Annotated in this window: 20 protein-coding genes; 8 read left to right on the forward strand and 12 right to left on the reverse strand. The window is 65.8% G+C overall.

Annotated elements, in window-relative coordinates; translation table 11 throughout:
• Positions 1-79: 79 nt before the first annotated feature.
• The 4 genes from LT988_RS19390 to def form a co-directional block, all read right to left on the reverse strand.
• Positions 80-619: a DUF4390 domain-containing protein gene (locus tag LT988_RS19390; RefSeq protein ID WP_232407153.1), complete on the reverse strand. Its 540-nt coding sequence runs from the start codon at positions 617-619 to the stop codon at positions 80-82.
• A 47-nt stretch (positions 620-666) separates the two neighbouring features.
• The gene (gene rsmB / locus LT988_RS19395; protein ID WP_232407154.1) at positions 667-2,022 is read right to left on the reverse strand and encodes a 16S rRNA (cytosine(967)-C(5))-methyltransferase RsmB; all 1,356 of its coding nucleotides are present in this window, start codon (positions 2,020-2,022) and stop codon (positions 667-669) included.
• On the reverse strand, positions 2,015-2,980 hold the full coding sequence (gene fmt, locus LT988_RS19400) for a methionyl-tRNA formyltransferase (protein ID WP_232407155.1): 966 nt from the start codon (positions 2,978-2,980) through the stop codon (positions 2,015-2,017). The genes rsmB and fmt overlap by 8 nt, the downstream gene beginning before the upstream one ends.
• A 142-nt stretch (positions 2,981-3,122) precedes the next feature.
• Positions 3,123-3,656, reverse strand: a complete 534-nt coding sequence (gene def / locus LT988_RS19405; protein WP_232407156.1) for a peptide deformylase — start codon at positions 3,654-3,656, stop codon at positions 3,123-3,125.
• A gap of 225 nt (positions 3,657-3,881) precedes the next feature.
• Between def and LT988_RS19410 the strand changes: the two genes are divergently transcribed.
• From LT988_RS19410 to topA, 4 genes are all read left to right on the forward strand, one after another.
• Positions 3,882-5,102, forward strand: a complete 1,221-nt coding sequence (locus tag LT988_RS19410) for a LysM peptidoglycan-binding domain-containing protein (RefSeq protein ID WP_232407157.1) — start codon at positions 3,882-3,884, stop codon at positions 5,100-5,102.
• Between the two features lie 30 nt (positions 5,103-5,132).
• A complete protein-coding gene (dprA, locus tag LT988_RS19415) occupies positions 5,133-6,275 on the forward strand; it encodes a DNA-processing protein DprA (RefSeq protein ID WP_232407158.1) in 1,143 nt (380 codons plus the stop codon).
• Positions 6,276-6,376: 101 nt separating this feature from the next.
• Positions 6,377-6,853 (forward strand): DUF494 family protein, encoded by a 477-nt coding sequence (locus LT988_RS19420; RefSeq protein ID WP_232407159.1) that lies wholly within the window; start codon positions 6,377-6,379, stop codon positions 6,851-6,853.
• A gap of 358 nt (positions 6,854-7,211) precedes the next feature.
• Positions 7,212-9,512 carry a type I DNA topoisomerase gene (gene topA / locus LT988_RS19425; RefSeq protein ID WP_232407160.1) on the forward strand — a complete coding sequence of 767 codons (2,301 nt, stop codon included), beginning with the start codon at positions 7,212-7,214 and terminating at the stop codon, positions 9,510-9,512.
• A gap of 222 nt (positions 9,513-9,734) precedes the next feature.
• Here topA and moaA read toward each other — a convergent pair whose 3' ends face one another.
• From moaA to LT988_RS19455, 6 genes are all read right to left on the reverse strand, one after another.
• Positions 9,735-10,721, reverse strand: a complete 987-nt coding sequence (gene moaA, locus LT988_RS19430) for a GTP 3',8-cyclase MoaA (RefSeq protein WP_232407161.1) — start codon at positions 10,719-10,721, stop codon at positions 9,735-9,737.
• 102 nt (positions 10,722-10,823) lie between these two features.
• Positions 10,824-11,333 carry a disulfide bond formation protein B gene (locus LT988_RS19435; RefSeq protein ID WP_232407162.1) on the reverse strand — a complete coding sequence of 170 codons (510 nt, stop codon included), beginning with the start codon at positions 11,331-11,333 and terminating at the stop codon, positions 10,824-10,826.
• Positions 11,334-11,367: 34 nt separating this feature from the next.
• Complete coding sequence (locus tag LT988_RS19440; RefSeq protein WP_232407163.1) at positions 11,368-11,604, reverse strand: thioredoxin family protein; 237 nt, start codon at positions 11,602-11,604, stop codon at positions 11,368-11,370.
• Positions 11,605-11,663: 59 nt separating this feature from the next.
• Complete coding sequence (locus LT988_RS19445) at positions 11,664-12,620, reverse strand: permease (RefSeq protein WP_232407164.1); 957 nt, start codon at positions 12,618-12,620, stop codon at positions 11,664-11,666.
• Positions 12,621-12,678: 58 nt separating this feature from the next.
• Positions 12,679-13,257 (reverse strand): DUF302 domain-containing protein, encoded by a 579-nt coding sequence (locus LT988_RS19450; RefSeq protein WP_232407165.1) that lies wholly within the window; start codon positions 13,255-13,257, stop codon positions 12,679-12,681.
• A 214-nt stretch (positions 13,258-13,471) separates the two neighbouring features.
• Positions 13,472-14,227 (reverse strand): Crp/Fnr family transcriptional regulator, encoded by a 756-nt coding sequence (locus tag LT988_RS19455; protein ID WP_232407166.1) that lies wholly within the window; start codon positions 14,225-14,227, stop codon positions 13,472-13,474.
• 228 nt (positions 14,228-14,455) lie between these two features.
• Here LT988_RS19455 and LT988_RS19460 point away from each other — a divergent pair, with 228 nt between their 5' ends.
• Together LT988_RS19460 and narL are read left to right on the forward strand one after the other, a co-directional pair.
• The gene (locus LT988_RS19460; RefSeq protein WP_232407167.1) at positions 14,456-16,414 is read left to right on the forward strand and encodes an ATP-binding protein; all 1,959 of its coding nucleotides are present in this window, start codon (positions 14,456-14,458) and stop codon (positions 16,412-16,414) included.
• Positions 16,411-17,070, forward strand: a complete 660-nt coding sequence (gene narL / locus LT988_RS19465; RefSeq protein ID WP_232407168.1) for a two-component system response regulator NarL — start codon at positions 16,411-16,413, stop codon at positions 17,068-17,070. Before LT988_RS19460 ends, narL begins: the two co-directional genes overlap by 4 nt.
• Positions 17,071-17,206: 136 nt before the next feature.
• Here the strand turns inward: narL and LT988_RS19470 are convergent, their stop codons facing one another.
• Positions 17,207-18,091: a phosphoribosylaminoimidazolesuccinocarboxamide synthase gene (locus tag LT988_RS19470; RefSeq protein WP_232407169.1), complete on the reverse strand. Its 885-nt coding sequence runs from the start codon at positions 18,089-18,091 to the stop codon at positions 17,207-17,209.
• 207 nt (positions 18,092-18,298) lie between these two features.
• The gene (locus LT988_RS19475; protein WP_232407170.1) at positions 18,299-18,748 is read right to left on the reverse strand and encodes an REP-associated tyrosine transposase; all 450 of its coding nucleotides are present in this window, start codon (positions 18,746-18,748) and stop codon (positions 18,299-18,301) included.
• Positions 18,749-19,224: 476 nt separating this feature from the next.
• Here LT988_RS19475 and LT988_RS19480 point away from each other — a divergent pair, with 476 nt between their 5' ends.
• Complete coding sequence (locus tag LT988_RS19480) at positions 19,225-19,611, forward strand: RidA family protein (protein WP_232407171.1); 387 nt, start codon at positions 19,225-19,227, stop codon at positions 19,609-19,611.
• Positions 19,612-19,841: 230 nt separating this feature from the next.
• Entirely contained in the window at positions 19,842-20,966 is a 1,125-nt protein-coding gene (gene mltB, locus LT988_RS19485; protein WP_232407172.1) for a lytic murein transglycosylase B, read from the forward strand.
• Positions 20,967-20,996: the final 30 nt, after the last annotated feature.

The following is a 20,996-nucleotide window of genomic DNA, read 5'->3' on the forward strand; positions in this document are numbered from 1 at the left end:
ACCGCGCCGGCTCCAGCGCTTGTCAAATCGGCCGGGGCCGATCCCATCCAAAAACATCGCATACCGCGCCGGGCGCGGTTTAAGGCGTTAAAGGCCACTTGCTCCACCCGCTGGAGAGTTTCCAGGACGGTTTCAGGTAGGCCATCGGACGCAGCGGAAGCGGCAGCTCTTCGATGTCGAGCGAGGTCCGGATGTGGACCTCGTAGTCCGTGTCGGCGTCGAGACTCGATGCGCCGATCAAGGATAGATCGGTGATCTCGCCGAGCGCGCGAATGGCGGCATCGCGGCTGACGAAGCTGCGGCCCTCGTTGCCGGGAAGCCGGTAGACCTCGTAGCGCTCCGAGAGCGGCTTGTAGCGAATGGCGTAGCGCAGCTGCATATCCACGCGGCTGTCCTCCCAAAGCCAGGCCCCGACACGACGGACCTGAATCTGCACCAGGATGGTCAGCGGCACGCCGTTCTCGAGCGCCTCGAGCGCCTCGGGGCTGAACCGGTAGTCCAGCATGGCATTCATGAAGTAGGTGTCGTCGACGAGTCGCGTCTCGACCTGCTCGACCCGCAGCCCGTCCTTGGCTGCGCCCGCTGCGACGCTGACCAGCAAGAGCACGGGTGCGAGCATCAGTGCCGCCAGCAGAAACCGCCGTGGAGGGTGTGCGGGCCGCCGAGTCATGACGCGGGACGTTCGATCAGCGCGAAATAAAAGCCGTCGTTCGCCCCTTCCCGAGGAAGCAGTTGGATGCCGTGAGAGAGCGCGCGGCCCAGGGTCGTCGCGATCGGACACTCTCGCGCATCCGGATGACGTTCCAGAAAGGCGCCGATGCGGTGCTGGTTCTCGTCCGCGATCAAGGAGCAGGTTGCATACAGCAGCCGCCCGCGCGGTGCGAGCAATGGCCAGGCAGCGTCGAGGATCCGATCCTGCAAGGCGCACAGTGCCGGGATGTCGGCGTCGCGTCGCAGCCATTTGATATCGGGATGGCGACGGATCACGCCGGTGGCCGAGCAGGGCACGTCGAGCAGGATGCGATCGAAGGGCTTGGCGGTCCAGCTGCCTCTTGGCTCGGCCGCGTCCCCGAGTGCGACCTCGGCGCTCAGGCCCAGTCGCGCGAGTGTGTCGCGGATCGATTTGAGCCGCGCCGGCGCATTGTCGATGGCCAGCAGATCGAGCCGGTTCTCGGCGCGTTCCAGGATGCCGGCGGTCTTTCCGCCGGGCGCGGCGCAGGCGTCTAGGACACGCTGGCCGGGGCGCGCATCCAGTAGATCGGCCGCCAGCTGAGCGCCCCCGTCCTGCACCGAGACCAGCCCGGCCTCGAAGCCGGGCAGTTCATGGGTCGGGCGCGGCTGATCGAGCGTCAGGCCCATGTCGCAGTCGGGTATGGGCCGTGCGGTGATGCCGGCGGCGGCCAGCGTGCCGAGATAGGCGCGCCGATCGATCCGGGTGCGGTTCACGCGCAGGCTCATGGGCGCGCGGGCGTTGCTGGTCCGCACGATCTGCTCCCAATCCTCCGGCCAGTTCTCGCGCAGGCGGTCGAGCAGCCATTCGGGAAAGAGCCAGCGCACGGCAGGTTCTCGATCGACCTCGGCCATCAGTGTTTCGCGCTCGCGCAGAAACCGACGCAGCAGTGCGTTCACCAAGGCTGCCTTGTCGGGCTTGCCGATGAGGCGACTGGCCTCGACCGTTGCGGCGACCGCCGCGTGGTCGGGCGTGTCCATCGCGATGAGCTGATACAGGCCGATCAGGATCAGTGATTCGAGATCCTTGTCCGCGGGTTTGACGGGGTGATTGAGCAAGCGCGCGACCAGTGCCTCCAGGCGCGGCAGGGTGCGCAGCGAGCCGTAGACCATCTCTTGTGTGAGTGCGCGTTCGGCGGGCGCCTGTGACGCCAAGCGCCTGTGCTCGAGCACGCGCGTGAGCGACTGGCCGCGGCCGCGCACGCCGAAGAGTGCCAGTGCGGCAGCCGCGCGGGATTCGGCGCCGACGGGATGTCTTGCCGGGCCGGGGGCCTGCGGCCGGCGCTCAGCCAAGCCGAGCGCCGTCCATCGATCGGGCGTTGAGAAAATCCGCGGCCGCCATCGCCCGTTTGCCGGGCGGCTGGAGACGGACGATGCGCACGATCCCTTGGCCGGCGGCGACCTCTATACCCGATTTGCCCGCGCCGATCACGCTCCCGGGCGCGGCGTGCGTCGTCCGCTCGGCGTCGATCTCGGCCTCCCAGACCCGCAGGGTCTCGGTGTCGAGGCGCGTTTGGGCGACCGGCCAGGGGTTATAGGCGCGGATCATACGACCGATGTTCTCGGCAGGCTGGTCCCAGTCGATGATGGCCTCGTCCTTCGTGAGTTTGTGTGCATAGGTCACCTGATCCTCGGCTTGCGGCTCGGGAATCAGCGATCCGTCGGCGATGCCGGGCAAGGCATCGATCAGCGCACCGGCGCCCAGCACGGCGAGTCGGTCGTGCAGATCGGCGCCGGTGTCGAGTGGTCCGATGGGTGTCGCGACGCGATGATAGACGGGGCCGGTATCCAGCCCGGCCTCCATCCGCATGATGCAGACGCCGGTCTCGGTGTCGCCGGCGAGCAACGCGCGCTGGATCGGCGCCGCACCGCGCCATCGCGGCAGCAGCGAGGCATGAACGTTCACGCAGCCCAGACGGGGGGCGTCCAGCACGGAGACCGGAAGAAGCAGTCCGTAGGCCACGACCACCATCAGGTCGGCCTCGAGGGCGGCCAGCCGCGCGACGGCGTCCGGATCCTTCTTGAGGCTCTCGGGCTGGATGACCGGCAGGCCGCGCGTCAGGGCAAGGGCTTTCACCGGGCTTGCCTGGAGCTGGCGGCCGCGCCCGGCCGGTCGGTCAGGCTGGGTGTAGACCGCGACGACCTGCAGCGGCGGCATCCCCGGTCGTTCGGCCGGTGCATCCAGGAGTGCGGCAAGGCTGGGAACGGCGAAGTCGGGCGTTCCGGCGAAGATGATCCTCAGGGTTCTCATCGCGCCGGATCGCCGTTCGGACCCGCGGTTCTAGTCCAAACACCGCCCGGTAGGGTGGACGAGCGAGAGCGAAGTCCACCGAGCCCTGCGCCGGCGTCCGTGGACCGCGCTGCGCGTGTCCACCCGGCCGATCCGATCGGCGTCACAATACACCCCGACGTTGCTCGGGCTCGCTCGCGGAATGGCGCTGCTCCTTTTCGAGCTTGCGGCGGATGCGCTGGCGTTTGAGCATCGAGATGTGATCGACAAAGAGCTTGCCGTCGAGATGATCGATCTCGTGCTGGATGCACACCGCGAGCAGGCCGTCGGCATCGAGCGTAAAGGGTTGGCCTTCGCGATCCAGCGCCTGGACGCGCACGCGCTCCGCGCGCTTCACCGTCTCGAAGAAGCCGGGGACGGAGAGACAGCCCTCGTCCATCTCCTCCTCGCCTTCGCGCGAGAGGATCTCGGGGTTGATGAGGCACAGTGGCGCGTCGTGGTTCTCCGAGACATCGATCACCACGACCCGGCGCGGCACGTTGACCTGGATCGCGGCCAAGCCGATGCCGGGTGCGGCATACATCGTCTCGAGCATGTCGTCGACCAGCCGCACGATGTCGGCATCGACGCGCGCGACCGGAATTGCCTTGCGGCGGAGTCTGGGATCCGGGAAGGTCAGGATATCGAGCTTTGCCATCGGGATGTCGTCTGAAAGATCGGTTCTCGGGGGTCTCGTCTCTCGGGCGATCTCGTCTCTTGCGTGATCGCATCTCTCGGGGATCCTGTCCCGCGAGCGACCCGCGGGCACGATGTCGGGTCGGGAGCCGAGTAGAAGGGGTCGGGTCGCATGCGCTAATATCGCGCCAATACTACACCCCGAAATGGGGCCGGGTGAATCCGTTTCGAGCATCCGGGAGGTCCGATGCGTGTTTTGAGCCGTCGCTTCAGCTTCGCAGAGGTTGTTCTTTGCGCCTTGATCGGTCTGGTCGCCATGGCCTGGGCTTCGTCGGTGCGTGCGCTCGAGCTTGCCGAGGACGCACCCGAGGTCTACGAGGTGCGTCCCGGCGACACGCTCTGGTCGATCGCAGGGCGTTATCTGCGCGATCCCTGGCTCTGGCCCGAGATCTGGCAGGCCAACGACGATCCCGGCGATCCCGATCTCATCTACCCCGGAGAACGGCTGCGTCTCGTGCATGTCGACGGTCGGCCGCGGGTCGTGCGCGACACCGCCGCCCGGGCGAGCGGCGAGATGCGTGTCGTGCGTCTGAGTCCACGGGTGCGGGTCAGCGCGCTCGAGGCGCCGGTGCCCATGATTCCCGTCGCCTCGATCGAGCCCTTCCTGACTCAGCCCTGGGTCGCCGAGTCTGACGCGATCAAGCGCGCGCCCTATGTCGTGGGTTTCGCAGACGATCGCACCGTCGCCGCACCGCCGGACGACGTCTTCGTGCGGCGCATCGATACGACTGCGGTCAGCGCGTTCCAAATCCTGCGCCCCGGGGATGCGCTGCGCGACCCGGATACCAACCGCATCCTCGGCTACGAGGCCACCTTCGTCGCCAACGCCGCACTCGAGCGCGTCGGGGATCCCGCGATCCTGCGGGTCACGCGATCCGAGCGCGAGGTCTCGATCGGCGATCGCGTCATCCCTGCCTCGCTCGAAGCGCCTCTCGAGAACTTCTTCCCGCGTCCTGCCCCGGCCGGGTTACGCGGTCGGATCCTCTCGGTGATGAACGGCGTCTCTCAGATCGGTCAGTACGACATCGTGACCCTCAACCGAGGGTCGCTCGACCGGCTTCAGCCCGGACACGTCCTGGAAGTCTTCCGCGGCGGGGAGGAGGTACGCGACAAGGTCCGCGACGGCGGCGTCAACTGGAATTGGAGGAGCGACGGACCCACGACCGGCGCCTTCTGGCTCGGCAACGACTATTCGGTGAAGGGCTGGAGCGAGAGTCCGACGGGCTCGAGTGCGCCGATCCCATTGCACGCAGACATCGGTCGCGATCGCGCGACCTATATTCGCCCGATGCAGCGCGCCGGATTGATGATGGTCTTCCGAAGCTTCGATCGCGTGAGCTTCGCGCTCGTGCTCAATGCCGACAGAGCCATGGCTGTCGGCGACCTGGTCTCCCCGCCGGCACGATGACGGGCTTGGACGCCTCTTGAGCCTCCCCACTTGAGCCTCACCACGGACTCCATCAGGGACTGGATCGTCCTTATCTCCGCTCCGGGCATCGGATCACGCACCGCGGCCCGATTGCTCGAGCGCTACGGTTCGCCGAGGGCGGTCGCGGAGGCCTCGCGACACGATCTCGCCGCAGCCGGGATCTCGTCCGAGGCGATCGCCGCGCTCAAACAGCCCGACGGCGCGGCGCTCGAGCGTATCCTCGCCTGGGCCGACCAGCCCGATGCCTGCGTGCTGACGCGTGCCGATGCCCGCTACCCCCCGTTGCTCGCCGAAATCCCGGATGCCCCGCTGCTGCTCTACGTCCGCGGCGACCCCGAGCTGCTCGCCGAACCGCAGCTCGCGGTGGTCGGCAGCCGCAATCCAACCCCGTCGGGTCTCGAGATCACGCGCGATTTCGCCCGGCGGCTCGCCGCCGACGGCCTGCTGATCACCAGCGGCTTGGCGCTCGGTGTCGACGGCGCTGCGCACGCGGGCGCGCTCGAGGCGGGGCGGACCATCGCCGTTCTCGGCACGGGGCCGGACCTGGTCTACCCCGCGACCCATCGGGAGCTGGCGCGGCGTGTCGCCGAGCGCGGTGCGCTGGTCACCGAGTTTCCGCCCGGTCAGGGACCTTCGGCACGGAACTTTCCGCGGCGCAACCGGATCATCAGCGGGCTTTCCGTCGGCGTCCTGGTCACCGAGGCGGCGCTCAAAAGCGGCTCCCTGATCACCGCTCGCTTCGCGCTCGAGCAAGGCCGCGACGTGTTCGCGGTGCCGGGCTCCATCCGCAATCCGCTGTCGCGCGGCAGCCACGCCCTGATTCGAGACGGTGCCAAGCTGGTCGAAGATCCCGCCGAGATCCTCCTCGAGCTGGCCCCGATGCTGCGCAATCTGCTCTCGGCCTGCTCCGGCGAGACGTCCGCGGCGAACGACGAGGCCTGCGCCGCGGCAGGGCGAGGCGGGAGCGCGGCACTCGGCGCCGACTACCGCGCCTTGCTCGATGCGATGGGGTTCGATCCGGTGTCGCCCGACGAGCTCATCGCCAGCAGCGGCCGCTCGGCTCGGGAGGTCTCGTCCATGTTGTTGGTCCTGGAGCTGGAGGGTCATGTATCATCGGCCCCTGGAGGCCGCTTTTGCCGGCTCGGTTCTTGAGCGGAAACGTCCGGGTTGTCCACAAGGGAACGCCTGAATGGACTACCGGTGCAGTTCGCTCCCGTCAGCCTTCGGGCTGACGCCGCCCACGAGGTTGGCTGATGTACGAAAACATGGTCGATGTGCTGATCTATCTCTACGAGAACTACATGGACGGCGAGGGTCAGCCCCCGGCCGACCAAGGTGCTCTGGAGGATGAGCTCGCTCAGGCCGGCTTCACCCCGACGGAGATCGAAAAGGCACTGCTGTGGCTCGACGAGCTGGCGGCCGGCGTCGATGTCCCGCAGTATCACGACCACACCCTCGGCTCCATCCGCATCTACAACGCGGCAGAGTCGAGCAAGCTGGACGTGGAGGCGCGCGGTCTGCTGCTGTTTCTGGAGCAGAACGGGATTCTGGACCCCGTCAGCCGCGAGCTGGTCATCGACCGCTTGGTCGCGATCGATCAAGCAACGGTGGGCCTCGACGAGGTCAAATGGGTCGTCTTATTGGTCTTGATGAATCGTCCCGGTCGCGAGGATGCCTTCTCCCAGATGGAGGATCTCGTCTACAACGACGAGCCGGTTTACCTCCATTGAACCGCGTCCGGGATGACCTGGTCCGTCGTCGAATCGGCGCGGCGTCTCACGCTCCAGCGGGCGTTGGCGTCGACGCGGTTCAACGTGTGATAAGACGATAATTTGAGCCTGTAGGGTGGACGAGCGAGAGCGAAGTCCACCCTCTGTGTCGGCACTGGTGGACTGCGCTGCGCTTGTCTATCCTACAACGCTTGTCCACCTCACGGCTCCTCCGTCGACAGGGCTGAGTTGACGCGCAATTCTCTCGGTCGGACTCTTTCGCCGGCGATCATCGCTTCGACTCCCCTTGACGCGCCGAGGCGAACCGGGTTTACCCTAGAGGCCCCGATTCGTTCGCTTCCGTTCGCTCGCATCCATCATGAATCTCGTCATCGTCGAATCTCCGGCTAAGGCCAAGACCATCAAGAAGTACCTCGGACCCGATTTCGAGGTGATCGCCTCCTATGGTCATGTCCGTGACCTGGTGCCCAAGGAGGGCGCGGTCGACACCGAGAACGGCTTCGCGATGAAATACCAGATCATCGATCGCAACGAGAAGCACGTCCAGGCGATCGCCAAGAAGCTCAAGGAGGCCGATGCACTCTATCTCGCGACCGATCCGGACCGCGAAGGCGAGGCCATCTCATGGCATCTTTACGAGCTGCTGAAGAGCCGCCGTCAGCTCGGCAAGCGACCGGTGTATCGGGTGGTCTTCAACGAGATCACCAAGCGGGCGGTGCAGGATGCGGTCGCCAATCCGCGCGAGCTGTCCTACGACCTGGTCAACGCCCAGCAGGCGCGACGCGCACTGGATTATCTGGTCGGATTCAATCTCTCGCCGCTGCTGTGGAAGAAGATCCGCCGGGGCCTCTCGGCAGGCCGCGTGCAGAGCCCGGCGTTGCGTCTGATCTGCGAGCGCGAGGACGAGATCGAGGCCTTCGTCACCCGCGAATATTGGTCGATCGAGGCCGATGCGGCCAAGGAGGCGCGGCGTTTCACCGCCAAGCTGGTCGAATTCGAAGGGGAGAAGGTCGAGCAGTTCAGCATCGTCGACGGGGAACGTGCCGCGACCGTGCACCGGACCCTCGAGCAGGCCGCCGGCGGCAAGCTCAAGGTCGACGAGGTCGAGCGTAAGCAGCGCAAGCGCAACCCGGCACCGCCCTTCATCACCTCCACGCTCCAGCAGGAGGCCGCGCGCAAGCTCGGCTTCACGGCCCAGCGCACCATGCGCGTGGCCCAACAGCTCTACGAGGGTGTGGATGTCGGCGGCGGGCCGATCGGTCTCATCACCTACATGCGCACCGACTCGGTGAATCTTGCCCAAGAGGCGTTGGACGAGATCCGCGCCTATGTCACGGAACGCTTCGGTTCGAATCATCTGCCCGAGCAACCGAGGTTCTACAAGACCAAGGCCAAGAACGCCCAGGAAGCCCACGAGGCGATTCGCCCCACCTCGGCCTATCAGGTCCCCAAAGAGATCCGCGCCCATCTCAGCGCGGATCAGTTCAAGCTCTACGAGCTGATCTGGAAGCGCACCCTGGCCTGTCAGATGGCCCATGCGCTGATCAACCAGGTCGCGATCACGCTGAGCGCCGGGGAGGGCAATCTCTTCCGCGCCACCGGCTCGACGGTCGCCGAGCCCGGCTTCATGAGCGTCTATCTGGAAGGCCGCGACGATGCCAAGAGCGCCGACGACGACGAGGAGCGCATGCTCCCCGAGATGAAGGCCGGGGACCTGGTCGACCTGCTGGCCATCCGCCCCGAGCAGCATTTCACCGAGCCGCCGCCGCGCTACTCCGAGGCATCCCTGGTGAAGGCGCTGGAGGAATTCGGTATCGGCCGCCCCTCGACCTACGCCTCCATCATCTCGACGCTTCAGGATCGCGAGTATGTCGTTCTGGACGCCAAGCGTTTCCTGCCGACCGATGTCGGGCGCGTGGTGAATCGGTTCCTGACCGAGTATTTCACCTCCTACGTGGATTACGATTTCACCGCCCGTTTAGAGGACGACCTGGATGCGGTCTCGCGCGGGGAGGGCGAATGGGTCCCCTTGCTCGAGCAGTTCTGGAAACCCTTCAAGGAGCGTGTCGACCACACCGAGGCATCGGTCAAGCGCAGCGACGTCACCCAGGAGCGCATCGACGAGACCTGCCCCAAATGCGGCGGCCAGTTGTCGATCCGGCTCGGACGCAACGGCCGTTTCATCGGCTGCACCAACTACCCCGACTGCGACTACACGCGCGACCTCAACCCCGACAAGGCCGAGGCGGATGCCCCCGAGCTGATCGAGGGCCGTACCTGCCCGCTCTGCAACTCCGCGCTCGAGATCAAGCGGGGGCGCTACGGCAAGTTTATCGGCTGCAGCGCCTACCCGACCTGCAAGCACATCGAGCCATTGGAGAAGCCCGAGGATACGGGTGTCACCTGTCCCAAGTGCACCAAGGGGACGCTACAAAAGAAGAAATCCCGCAAGGGCAAGATCTTCTATTCCTGTTCGACCTATCCCAAGTGCGACTACGCCGTCTGGGACGAGCCCATCGCCGAGCCCTGCCCGAAGTGCGGCTGGGCGGTCTTGACGATCAAGACCACCAAGACCAAGGGTTCGTCGAAGGTGTGTCCGCAAAAGGAATGCGGTTTCCGCGAGGCGATCGCGGAGGATCAGGCCGAAGACGCGGCCTAATCGGGGTAGGTTGTGCCGAGCGGGAGCGAGGTACAACGATCGACGGCGCAGTGTCGTGCTTCCTGCCATCAGCGCTCACGAGGGCGGCGAGTACAGCGCAGCAGAGATGTCGGGACCATTCGTTGTCGTAATCGTAATCGACCGTCGATACGACAACGATCTCGAACGGTCGCGGAATCGCTACACGGCAACACTCACCACGACCCACCCACCACTCAACACTCAGCCACCCGTCGCGGACATGAACCGGATGATCTTCTCCGGGCGCTCCTTGAACTCGTGGCGCTCGGGCTTCAACGCGATGGCGCTTCGCAGATGAGCGATCAGATCGGGATCCGCGATCCCGGCGCGCAGCAGGGGCCGCAGCGCGTAGCTGTTCTCTTGGCCCAGACACAGATAGAGGGTGCCGTCGACGGTCAGGCGCACCCGGTTGCAGGTCTCGCAGAAGTGCTGCGAGATCGGGGTGATGAAGCCGATCCGGGTCTCGGTCGCGCCGACCCGGTAATAGCGTGCTGGACCGCCGCCCGGCAGGATGTCGGGGATCAGCTCGAAGCGCTGCTCGAGACGCCGCCGCACCGTCTGCAGATCCATGTATTGATCCTGAGCCCCGCGGCCGGTCGCGCCCATCGGCATGGTCTCGATCAGACGCAGCGTGAAGCCGTTATCCGCACAGTAGCCGAGGATATCCTCGATCTCCTCGTCGTTCACCCCGCGCATCACGACCGTATTCACGCGGATCGGTGCGAAGCCGACCGCGCGCGCCGCCGCAATCCCTCGCAGCACCTTGTCGAGATCCCCTCCCGTGACCTCCTTGAAGACCTCCGGACGCAGGCTGTCCAAGCTGACGTTGAGGCGGCGCACGCCGGCGCGATACAGCGGCTCGGCCAGGACATCCATGCGGGTACAGTTGCTCGAGATGGAGAGATCCTCGAGGCCGGGCAGGGCGGAGATCCGTTCGGCGAGGTCCGGTAGGTCCTTCCGCACCAAGGGCTCGCCGCCGGTGATGCGGACATGTCGGACCCCGAGCGCCGTGAAGGCCCCGACCACCCGAGCGATCTCCTCGAAGGTGAGCCAGTGCGCCGGCTCCTCGAATCCCTTGAATCCCTTCGGCAGACAATAGCCGCAACGCAGATCGCAGCGGTCGGTCACGGACAGGCGAAGATAGGCGATACGTCGGCCGAACGGGTCGGTCAGGGTCTGCTCGTTCATGCGATGTGATCCGATGGATGCTGGAGAAGGCCCCGAGGTTCATCGCCCGGGCGTGGCGAACGTAAACGCAAACCGAACGCCTCGGCGCGTGTCGCCGACCTGTTATCGGGCCTCCGAACCGGCACGGCTTCCGAACAGGGCCAGTGCGCCCGCACCGAGACAGAGGGCAAAGCCGATCAAGGCCCAGTTCGCCAGCGACAGTCCTAGAATCAGGGCGCCTTCGTCCTCGCAAAAGCCCGTCGCCATGAAAAGGGTCGGCGCCTGTTGGCCGAGCCACTCGACCCACCGCTCGATCAGTCCGGGCGTGCCGGCCACACAGGACACACTCCCCGAGGGCTGCAGCTGCAGCCAGCTCTGGTAGGCCGCAACACCGATCCCCGTGGCCGAGACCGGCAGCGTCACGATGCCGAGCAGGCGCCCGAGCATCCCTGCTCCCGCGAGCCCGGCGCCGACCGCGAGCACCGTCAGCACCATGAACAGCAAGCGCTGGAAGATGCACAGATGACAGGGGGCCAACGCGAGCCAGTCGGTCAAGACGAAGCTCGACGCGACCGCAAGGGCGCAGCCGCCGGCCACCAGGCCCCAAAGCAGGCGACGGGACGGGCTCGTCATTCCGAGGCCTCCCGGGCGAGGCAAGGGCATGACGTCATCGACTGAACCATCCCTCGACCGTCTTGCGATCCGGAACCCCGCCGGCATGCACCACCTGACCGTCGATCACGACGCCCGGTGTCGACATGACCCCGTAGCCCATGATGCGGCCGAGATCCTCAACCTTCTCCAGGTCGATCTGGGCGCCCTGCGCCTTTGCGGCCTCTTCGACGACCTTGTAGGTGGCTTTGCAGTTGGCGCAGCCCGATCCCAAGATCTTGACTTCTTTCATATCGGCTCTCGTGTCGGTTGGTCCCGATTCCGGGAATCATTCGAAGGAAGGGCTCCATTCTAAGCCAGCAGGTTGAATCCGTAGCCGACCAGGATGAAGGCGATCGCCAGGACACCCGCATAGAGTGCCAGCCCGGGCCAGAGGATGACCTTGCGCAGGATGATCATCTCGGGCAGCGAGAGTGCCGCGATGCTCATCATGAAGGCCAGCGTGGTGCCGATCGCAACCCCCTTGCCCAGCATCGCCTCGGCGACCGGGATCACGCCCGTTGCGTTGGAGTAGAGCGGGATCCCGAGCAGGACGGCCCCCGGGACTGCCAGCCAATTCTCGGTACCGCCCAGGTGTTTGACCACCCAGTCCTCCGGGACATAGCCGTGGAAGAGTGCGCCCACGCCGATGCCGAGCAGCACCCATTTCCAGAGGCGCCGCAGGATCTCGCGGACCTCGCCCACGGCGTAGCGATGGCGCCCGGCCAACGAGGTGTCCGGCTCGGGCATCTTCAGCTCGCCCATGTGGATCTGCCAGACATAGGGTTCGACCCAGCGCTCGGGCCGGAAGCGCTCCATGACCACGCCGCCGACATAGGCGACCGTCAAGCCGGCGGCGACATACATGAGGGTGAGCTCCCAGCCGAGGATCCCGAGCAGGATCACCACCGCGACCTCGTTGATCATCGGGCTGGCGATCAAAAAGGAGAAGGTCACCCCGAGCGGGATGCCGGCCTCGACGAAGCCGATGAAGAGCGGCACCGACGAGCAGGAGCAGAAGGGCGTGACCGCACCCAGACCGACCGCGGTCGAGCGCGCCGCCCATGTGGGCTTGCCGCGCACATAGGCGCGGACCCGCTCGGGCGAGAGGAGCGCCCGAAAGAGCCCCATGACATAGATGATGATGACCAGCATGAAGAAGATCTTCGCCGTGTCCATGACGAAGAAGTGCAGCGCGGCACCGAGATGGCTCGCCGGGTCGATGCCCAGCAGACGGTAGACGACGAGATCGCCGAGTGTTTCGAACACCTGTGAGCGCCTCTTTGGAGTGGATCCTTGGCGCCTACTCTATACCATCGCCCGTCTATCAGAGCTCACCGGCCGCACCGCCCTCCATGATCGCCCGGATGGTGTCGCGGACCTTCAGCGAGGACGCCTTGAGATCTTCCGGAAGCTCGCGACCGCCGTGGATCATCATGTCCAGGTTCATGCTGTAGAGCGTGAGGCGGCCCGCCTTGTCTTCGACCAAGGCGATGCGACAGGGCATGAAGCCGCTGTATTCATTGCGATACTCGAGCATCTGCCGACCGACCCGGGCATCGCAGAAGGAGAGAAAGTTGACGTAGCGGTAGGGCTCGCCCGTGATCGCCTCGATCTGCTTGTAGAAGGGCGATTCGCCGACAAAGAGCAGGTTGCGCGAGACCGCGATGCTTTTCATGGACGCGATCACGTCGTCCGGGCTCAGGCCGTCCTCGACCGGGATCGCCCACATCATGGCCACACCGGGATCCCCGCTCGTGAGCAGGCGCGAGGCGAACTCGCCGTAGACGCCCGGGAAATCCGGGTCGAATTCGTCGAGGATCGGGGCGACCCGCCAATAGAGGACGCCGATGCCGACAATGGTCAAGAAGCCGATGACGGCCAGCAGGTTGCGAACGATCTTCAATGATAATCCCCCGTGGTGTCGCGGCGCGGTTGCGCACGCCGTTGAGGCAGGGCTCGGAAACAAGCGTTGCGGCGCGCTCGAGCGCGTTGCGCACGAGAGGCGTCTTCCCTAGTCGCGGGGGCCACTTTCGTCCGACGCGCCACTCGCGGATTGTACCCATCCCTCGTGTGTCGAGCGACGCCGCGATCCGCCTGCTGTTCGGTCCAAGGCGACGTCAGCTGGGCACGGGGAACGCGTTGGCTTGGGTCTGCCCCCGCTCACCCGATGGGGCTTCGAGTACGAAGGTCGCCAAGCGATCCAGCGAGGGGATCAGGATGGTCCGCCGCTCGATCTCGACGAGACCGCGATGGGCCAGCTCATGCAGCTCCCGCGAGAAGGTCTCGGCACTGATGTTGAGGTTGGAGGCGATCAACGCCTTGGCCGCCGGCAGGACCACGACCGCGTGATCGTTCGTCTCTGCGCTGCAGCGGCCCTGTTTCAGCAGGAAGTCGGCCAGCCTCTGACGGGCGCTCATCAGGCAGCAGGCTTCCAGGTCGTGGACGAGCCGATGGACGTCCCCGGCGACCAGCTTGAGCATGACAGCTGCGACCTCGGGCCACTCGGCGATGGCCGTGTGGATGCGCTCGCGACCCACGACGAGGATCCGGCTATCGCAGATCGACTCGGCGAAGACCGGGCAAGGCTCGTCCAGCAGAATGGCCGCGACCCCGAAGACGCGGCCGGGTTGAAGGATGTCCAGCACCCGCTCGGTTCCCAGCGGCGAGAGCGCGGCGAGCTTGATCCGCCCCTCCAGCAGACACTGAAATCCGCTCGGGCGGCTGCCCTTCTCGCAGATCATCTGACCCCGTGTCGCCACGCGCAGTTGACTGCCGCCGGCAATGAAGCCGGCCGGTTCGTCGTCGAGTGCGGCAAATGCGGGGATGTCGCGCAGGTGAGGCAGGAAATTGAAGGCGCGGTCGATGTCGTTCATCACTGAAGTCTATCGAGCGATGGATTGACGACAAGGCGAGGAACGACCGAGGAGATTACCGGGAAATACCTCCTGAGCGGTAGGGGTGGTAGAGTATCAAGCTCTTGAGAAGCCTCGTCGTTGTTCGATCCGAGGGCAGGTGTCGTCGGACTCGAGTCGGCCGCGATTCTTTGGAGGTATCCCCTTTCGCGGCGGCTGCGACCGGGCTCGAATGCGGGGATGATCGATATGAGCTCTCTTCTGCCGCGTTCGTTTCACCGCTCGATCCTGCTCAGCGTAGGTCTGTTGATGACGGTCATCGTCGTTCTGGCGATCCTCAGCATGCTGATCAGCGGCAGCGTGGGCCGGGCGACACAAGGGCTCGCCGCGGCCGTAAACCAGGCGGGCTCGCTGCGGATGCAGTCTTACCGCATCGGGATGGCGCTGGCCGACGCGCGCGTCCCGGCCGATGTGCGTGCGGATCGGGTTGCGGCATTGGCCGAGGAGCTCGAGCAGCGTCTTGCCAGTCCACGCCTCGTCGACATCATCCCGCGGCGTGCCGGCGCGGAGATCCGCGCCGGCTACGAGCGTATCCGTGCGGATTGGGACGCACGGATACGCCCTCAGGTGTCGGCGGACATCGAGCGGCTGCGTGCGCTGGATCGGGGCACCTCCCCGGATCCTCCGACAATGGCCTACCTGGCCGATGTCGACGGCTTCGTCGAGCAGATCGACGCACTCGTCGGGGAGCTGGAGCGGGTCACGGAGGCGCGCTTGGCCGTGCTCCGGGTTGTCCAGGGGGTCGCTTTGTTCCTCACGGTGACCGTGGTGCTCGTGACCATGGTCCTGGTCGTCGGGCGGGTGATCCAACCGCTCGCGGAGCTCTTGGAATGCGCCGATCGGTCGCGGCGCGGGGATTTCTCCCGCCGCACCCGATTCACCGGCAGCGACGAGCTGGGTCGGTTGGGCGAGGCCATGAACGGGATGGCCGCGGACCTGTCGCGACTTTACACGGATCTAGAGGGTCGGGTCGCCGAGAAGACCCGTGATCTCGAGCGCTCCAACCAAACACTGGAGCTGCTCTACGGCATAGGTCAGGCGCTGCACGAGTCGCCGATCTCCACGCCCATGTTCGAGCGCGTTCTGCAGGAGATCCGAGTGAAGCTGCGACTCCGGGCCGTCACCCTCTGCTTGGACGAAGCCCCGGATCTGTACCCAGATCTCGGCCCCCATCGAAAGGGCCAGGGCGCCTGCGTGACCGCAAGAGCCGAGGGCGAGCAGGGCTTCGCCTGCTCGAGCGCCGGCTGCTCGGTCTGTCGCCAAGCCGAGCCCTATCATCCGTTGCTGCGTGCGCTCGGGCGAGCCGACCGTCGGCCCCCCGTCTCCTTCGCCGTGGCGGATCAGGATCGGCCCTTCGGCGTACTGATCGTGGAGTTGGATCGCGATCAGGCCCTGCCGCCGTGGCAAGGACGGCTCTTGGCCTCGCTCGCGGCACTGATCGGTACCGCGCTCAGCCTGCATCGGCGGCTGCGCGACGGTCGGCGTCTCGCGCTGTTCGAGGAGCGCGGCGTCATCGCGCGCGAGCTGCACGACTCTTTGGCTCAGTCACTCTCCTATCTCAAGATCCAGGCGGCTCGACTGGATGCACTCCTCGTCGCGGGCGCCCCGCCCGAGCGCTCGCGTGCCGTCCTTGCAGAGCTGCGCGAGGGCGTCAACAACGCCTACCGTCAGTTGCGCGAGCTCCTGACCACCTTTCGGCTCAAGATGGATGAGCGCGGGCTTAATGCCGCGCTGGAGGCGACGGTGGGCGAGTACCGCGAGCGCGGGACCACCGAGATTCGCCTGGACAATCGGCTCCCCGCCGTGATGCTGAGCCCCAACGAGGAGATCCATGTGCTGCAGATTGTCCGCGAGGCCCTGTCGAACGTCATCCGTCACGCCGGGGCGTCCCAAGCCTTGCTGCGCCTCTCGGTCGGTGGCGCCGGGATCCGGGTCACCCTGGACGACGACGGCCGAGGCATCGATCCTCACGCCGTCCCGCGCGGTCACTATGGCCTGAGCATCATGCGGGAGCGTGCCGCCGGCCTCGGCGGCGACATCGAGATCGCGCCCGGCCCGCACGGAGGGACACGCGTGCAGCTGACCTTCCCGCTGCGGCGAGCTCGAGACATCGACGCCGACGTGATCGACGTGGTGCGGGCATCATGACCACCGCGACCCGAACCGCCGTCGTCATCATCGACGACCATCCGCTGTTTCGAAAGGGCGTGTCCGATCTGATCGCGATGGCGCCCGAGCTGATCCTGGTCGGGGAGGCGGGCGACGGCGAAGAGGGCGTGCGCGTCGCCACACAGCTTCGCCCGGACCTGATCCTGCTCGACCTCAATATGAAGGGGATGAACGGCCTCCAGACCCTCGAGCGTTTGCGCTGCGCCGATCTCGATGCGCGGGTCGTGATGCTCACCGTATCCGACAACGAGGAAGACGTGGTTGCCGCCCTGCGGGCCGGGGCCGACGGCTATCTGCTCAAGGACATGGAGCCCGAGGATATCCTCGAGCAGCTCCTGGCCGCCGGCCGGGGTCGTCTGGTCATCAGCCAGCGCCTCACGGAACTGATCGCGCGTGCGCTTCGTCATGACGGCGGTCCGGTGCGCCCGGACGACGCCGGTCTCACCCCGCGCGAGCGCCAAGTCCTCGCGCTGCTCGCCGAGGGATTCAGCAACAAGCTGATCGCCCGCGAGCTGAACCTTTCCCTCGGGACCGCCAAGGTTCACGTCAAGCACATCCTCAAGAAGCTCAAGCTCAGAACCCGCGTCGAAGCCGCCGTCTGGGCTGTCCGTCGGACCACGTCCGAAGACCCCTGAGCCGGCACCTCGAACGCCCGATGCCGACGGCCCATGAACGCACAGAAGGCCGAGGTGGCTTCAGCCGCCTCGGGGCTTGGGTTCGGGGGGTTGCCGGCGACTGAAGTCGCCCCTGCGTGCGCCGGCTCATGGGGGTTCAGCGGCGCGTCAACCGCTCCTCGGCCTCGCGGTATTTGGCGGCGGTCCGGTCGATGATCTCCTGCGGCAGCATCGGCCCCGGCGGGGTCTTGTCCCAGTCGAGCGTCTCCAGATAATCGCGAACGAACTGTTTGTCGAAGCTCGGAGGGCTGGTGCCGGGCCGGTATTGATCGGCCGGCCAAAAACGCGAGGAGTCGGGTGTGAGCACCTCGTCGATCAGATGCAGCTTCCCCTCGCCGTCCAGGCCGAATTCGAGCTTGGTGTCGGCGATGATGATTCCGCGTTCCAAGGCGTAACGGGCGCAATCGCGATAAACCGCGAGGCTGACGTCGCGCACCTGCGCCGCCAGGGCCGGGCCAAGCAGCCGCTCGGTGTGAGGGAAGTCGACGTTCTCGTCGTGCCCCCCGATCTCGGCCTTGGTCGATGGCGTGTAGATGGCCTCGGGCAGCCGGTCCGCCTGACGCAAACCGGGCGGCAGCGCGATGCCGCAGACCGAACCGCCTTGCAGATAGTCCTTCCAGCCTGAGCCGATCAGATAGCCACGCACGATCGCCTCGACCGGCAGCGGCGTGAGCCGGCGCACCACCATGGCCCGATCGCCGAGCTGCGCAAGCTCCTCGGGATCCTCCACCACTGCGGAGACCGGGATATCGGCGAGATGATTCGGCACCAGCGGTGCCGTGCGTGCGAACCAAAAGCGCGAAACCCGCGTCAGGACCTCGCCCTTGCCGGGGATCGGCTGCGGAAGCACGACATCGAACGCGGACAGACGGTCGCTCGCGACCATCAAGAGATGCGCGCTGTCGATCTCGTAGAGATCACGGACCTTGCCGCGTCCGATCAGGCGCAGCTTGGCGAGGTTGGACTGATGGAGTGCGTTCATAGCAGATGATCCGGAATTTTCAAGCGGGAGAGTATAGCCCCTCGCGTAACCTCCGTAGACGCCGTTGCCTTCTGAATCGCGTGCGCAGCGGCAGGTGTGATGTTCGGATCGGCCTCGGCGGAAACCGCGAACCGCTTCGCCACAAACGACCCGGAGCCTCCAGTCGCCCCTGATGCCCTCGCCGCCCTGAAGCCAAGACCCACCCTCTCAAAGCCAGACACTGTCCCAATGAGGGTAGTCCCCCGGGCGCTCGGCTAATCCAGCGCGTAGGGGATTGGCGACGATGTAACGGGCGACGGCGAGACGGCTCTCTTCCCGCCGAAGGGCATGGTCGTGGTAGCCGGGTTGCCAGAGGGTTCCGGTACGGCCCATCACTCGGTTCAGGGCGTAAGCGCTTGCGCCTTTGAAGCGCCGCATCAGATCGCTGAGATCGCTGGTGCTGCCGAGTCTGACCAAGCCATGGAAATGATCGGGCATCAGAACCCAAGCGAGCCAACTGGCGTCGGTCTCGCGCTCCGTGCCGGCGAGCTCTCTGATACAGATGCGGGCGTAGGAAAACGTCTCGAAAACGGGTATCCGGCGATGGACCGTGGTGGTGACCAAGTATTCGCGTCCGGGTTCGGAGTAGCGGCCGATGCGGAGATCGGAGTACGGCATGTGGACTCCTTGTCCTTCGAGTGGATGGGCTGGAAGCCGTCCGGGGCTCGGCATCGCCGTCGGGCTGAAGCCCGACCCACCCAGCATGGGTCGTTGTAGGTCGGACTTGAGTCCGACACCGCGGCGGTCTGCTCGATGTCGTCGTCGGGCTGAAGCCCGACCCACCCAGTATAGGTCGTTGTAGGTCGGACTTGAGTCCGACACCGTCGCGGCGTGCTCGATGTCGTCGTCGGGCCGAAGCGCCGACCCACCCGATATCCTCGTCGGGCTGAAGCCCGACCCACAATTGGTGTCGGGAGCCGGCTGCACACGGTTGACGCCGGATCCTGATGTCCGCAGGATTCTATCGGCGCAATCGGGCGTCAAGGCGCAACCGAGCGTCACAGGGTTTGAGCTGAGCGGTAAGCCGCGTCAATCAAGTGCGGATCAATCCATCGAGCACGTTTGCTCGAGATCAATGGAACAGTCACCACAACATGGCCAAAAGCATCATCAAGACCGATCAGGCCCCGGAGGCGATCGGGACCTACTCTCAAGCGGTTCGCGTCGGCAATACCATCTATCTGTCCGGCCAAATCCCGTTGGTGCCGCAGACCATGGAGCTGGTCTCGGGCGACATCGAGGCGGAGATTCGGCGTGTCTTCGAGAACCTTCGCGCCGTTGCCCGTGCCGCCAACGGCAGTCTGGCGGATGTGGTGAAGCTCAACGTCTTCCTGACCGATCTGGCCCATTTCCCGTCCGTCAATCAGGTCATGGCCGAGTTCTTCGACGAGCCCTATCCGGCGCGCGCGGCCATCGGTGTCGCGGCCCTGCCCAAAGGGGCTCGGGTCGAGATGGATGCGATTATGGTCTTGGGTGATTGACGGTGCGGCGCCGCTCCAACCCGGCCACGCCGCCGATCGGAGCCGTCGCCGTCGGCTGGACACGCTCAGCGCAGTCCACCGGCGCCGGTGCAGGGCTCCGTGGACTGCGTTCGCCCTCGTCCACCCGACGGGCCGACAACCTAATCGCTAACCAAATTCATCGGTTGGATTGATTTACTGAATAACTGCTTTACTATACCGGGGAAACAGACCTTCAGACTTGGTTGCCCATGCGTTTCCTCTCTTCCCTCGGCATACTGCTTTCGGTGATCCTCGTCGCGGGCTGCGGCTCGCAATCGACCCGGCCCGGCGACATCTCCGAGGGCTCGGCCTATCCGATGATTCCGGCGTCCGGCTCGGTCGCCGTCACGGGCGATTTCGCCGGCTATCCGGGCGTCGATCCCTTTATTCGTCGCATGCAGCAGCAGGGCTTCGCGCCGAACCAGGTCGCCGCCATCCTCTCCGGTGCCAAACGCGAGCAGTGGATCATCGATGCGATGGATCGTCAGGCCCCACGGCGGAGTACCGGGCCCAACGGCGCCTGGACGCGCTACCGCGCCAAGTTTCTGACCCCCGACAACATCGCCAACGGGGTACGGTTCTGGCAGAAAAACGAGGCGGCGCTCAAGCAGGCGAGCGCGCGTTACGGCGTGCCGCCGGAATACATCGTCGCCATCATCGGTGTCGAGACTCGCTACGGCGGTTATGTGGGCAAGACCCGTATCGTCGATGCCCTTTCGACCCTGGCCTTTGCCTATCCGCGCCGCGCCGATTACTTCTCGGGCGAGCTCGCCTCCTTCCTGGTCATGACCCGGGAAGAGGGCATCGACCCCTTCGGTCCGCGCGGCTCCTACGCCGGCGCAATGGGCCTCGGGCAGTTCATGCCCTCGAGCTTTCGGGACTATGCCGTGGACTTCGACGGCGATCGTCATCGGAACCTCTGGCACCCCGCGGATGCTATCGGCAGCGTCGCCAACTACTTCAAATCACATGGATGGCAGGCGGGCGAGCCAGTGGCCGTGCGGGCGAAGGTGCAATCCCCCGCGGCGGCTCGGGCGATGAAGACGGGCTACGATACGCGCTACGGAGTGAAGGAGCTGGCGGGTCGAGGGATCGTGCCGGCAGGCGCCTTCCGCGGCGTCTCCAAAGTGAGTCTGCTCGAATTGGACGTCGGCACCGGCTACGAATATTGGCTGGGGTCGCAGAATTTCTACACCATCACCCGCTACAACCACAGCACCTACTACGCGATGGCCGTGCATCAACTCGCTCGCGCCATTGCGGATCGCAAGGGCGTGCCGAGCGGGGCGCGCCTGTCGTCTCTCCCGGATGTCGCCTCCGAGGCACGGCTCTGAGGCGGACGTACGCGCACCAGGCGTCTTCGC

It is taken from the genome of Thiocapsa bogorovii (assembly GCF_021228795.1).
GTDB classification, from domain to species: Bacteria; Pseudomonadota; Gammaproteobacteria; order Chromatiales; family Chromatiaceae; genus Thiocapsa; species Thiocapsa bogorovii.

Excerpts from the sequence above, each read along its gene's own strand:
- def (WP_232407156.1), bottom strand. The coding sequence starts at position 3,656 with ATGGCAAAGCTCGATATCCTGACCTTCCCGGATCCCAGACTCCGCCGC.
- LT988_RS19480 (WP_232407171.1), top strand. The coding sequence starts at position 19,225 with ATGGCCAAAAGCATCATCAAGACCGATCAGGCCCCGGAGGCGATCGGG.
- LT988_RS19410 (WP_232407157.1), top strand. The coding sequence starts at position 3,882 with ATGCGTGTTTTGAGCCGTCGCTTCAGCTTCGCAGAGGTTGTTCTTTGC.
- fmt (WP_232407155.1), bottom strand. The coding sequence starts at position 2,980 with ATGAGAACCCTGAGGATCATCTTCGCCGGAACGCCCGACTTCGCCGTT.
- moaA (WP_232407161.1), bottom strand. The coding sequence starts at position 10,721 with ATGAACGAGCAGACCCTGACCGACCCGTTCGGCCGACGTATCGCCTAT.
- narL (WP_232407168.1), top strand. The coding sequence starts at position 16,411 with ATGACCACCGCGACCCGAACCGCCGTCGTCATCATCGACGACCATCCG.
- mltB (WP_232407172.1), top strand. The coding sequence starts at position 19,842 with ATGCGTTTCCTCTCTTCCCTCGGCATACTGCTTTCGGTGATCCTCGTC.
- LT988_RS19470 (WP_232407169.1), bottom strand. The coding sequence starts at position 18,091 with ATGAACGCACTCCATCAGTCCAACCTCGCCAAGCTGCGCCTGATCGGA.
- LT988_RS19475 (WP_232407170.1), bottom strand. The coding sequence starts at position 18,748 with ATGCCGTACTCCGATCTCCGCATCGGCCGCTACTCCGAACCCGGACGC.
- topA (WP_232407160.1), top strand. The coding sequence starts at position 7,212 with ATGAATCTCGTCATCGTCGAATCTCCGGCTAAGGCCAAGACCATCAAG.
- LT988_RS19460 (WP_232407167.1), top strand. The coding sequence starts at position 14,456 with ATGAGCTCTCTTCTGCCGCGTTCGTTTCACCGCTCGATCCTGCTCAGC.
- LT988_RS19420 (WP_232407159.1), top strand. The coding sequence starts at position 6,377 with ATGTACGAAAACATGGTCGATGTGCTGATCTATCTCTACGAGAACTAC.
- LT988_RS19455 (WP_232407166.1), bottom strand. The coding sequence starts at position 14,227 with ATGAACGACATCGACCGCGCCTTCAATTTCCTGCCTCACCTGCGCGAC.
- LT988_RS19440 (WP_232407163.1), bottom strand. The coding sequence starts at position 11,604 with ATGAAAGAAGTCAAGATCTTGGGATCGGGCTGCGCCAACTGCAAAGCC.
- LT988_RS19390 (WP_232407153.1), bottom strand. The coding sequence starts at position 619 with ATGCTCGCACCCGTGCTCTTGCTGGTCAGCGTCGCAGCGGGCGCAGCC.
- LT988_RS19435 (WP_232407162.1), bottom strand. The coding sequence starts at position 11,333 with ATGACGAGCCCGTCCCGTCGCCTGCTTTGGGGCCTGGTGGCCGGCGGC.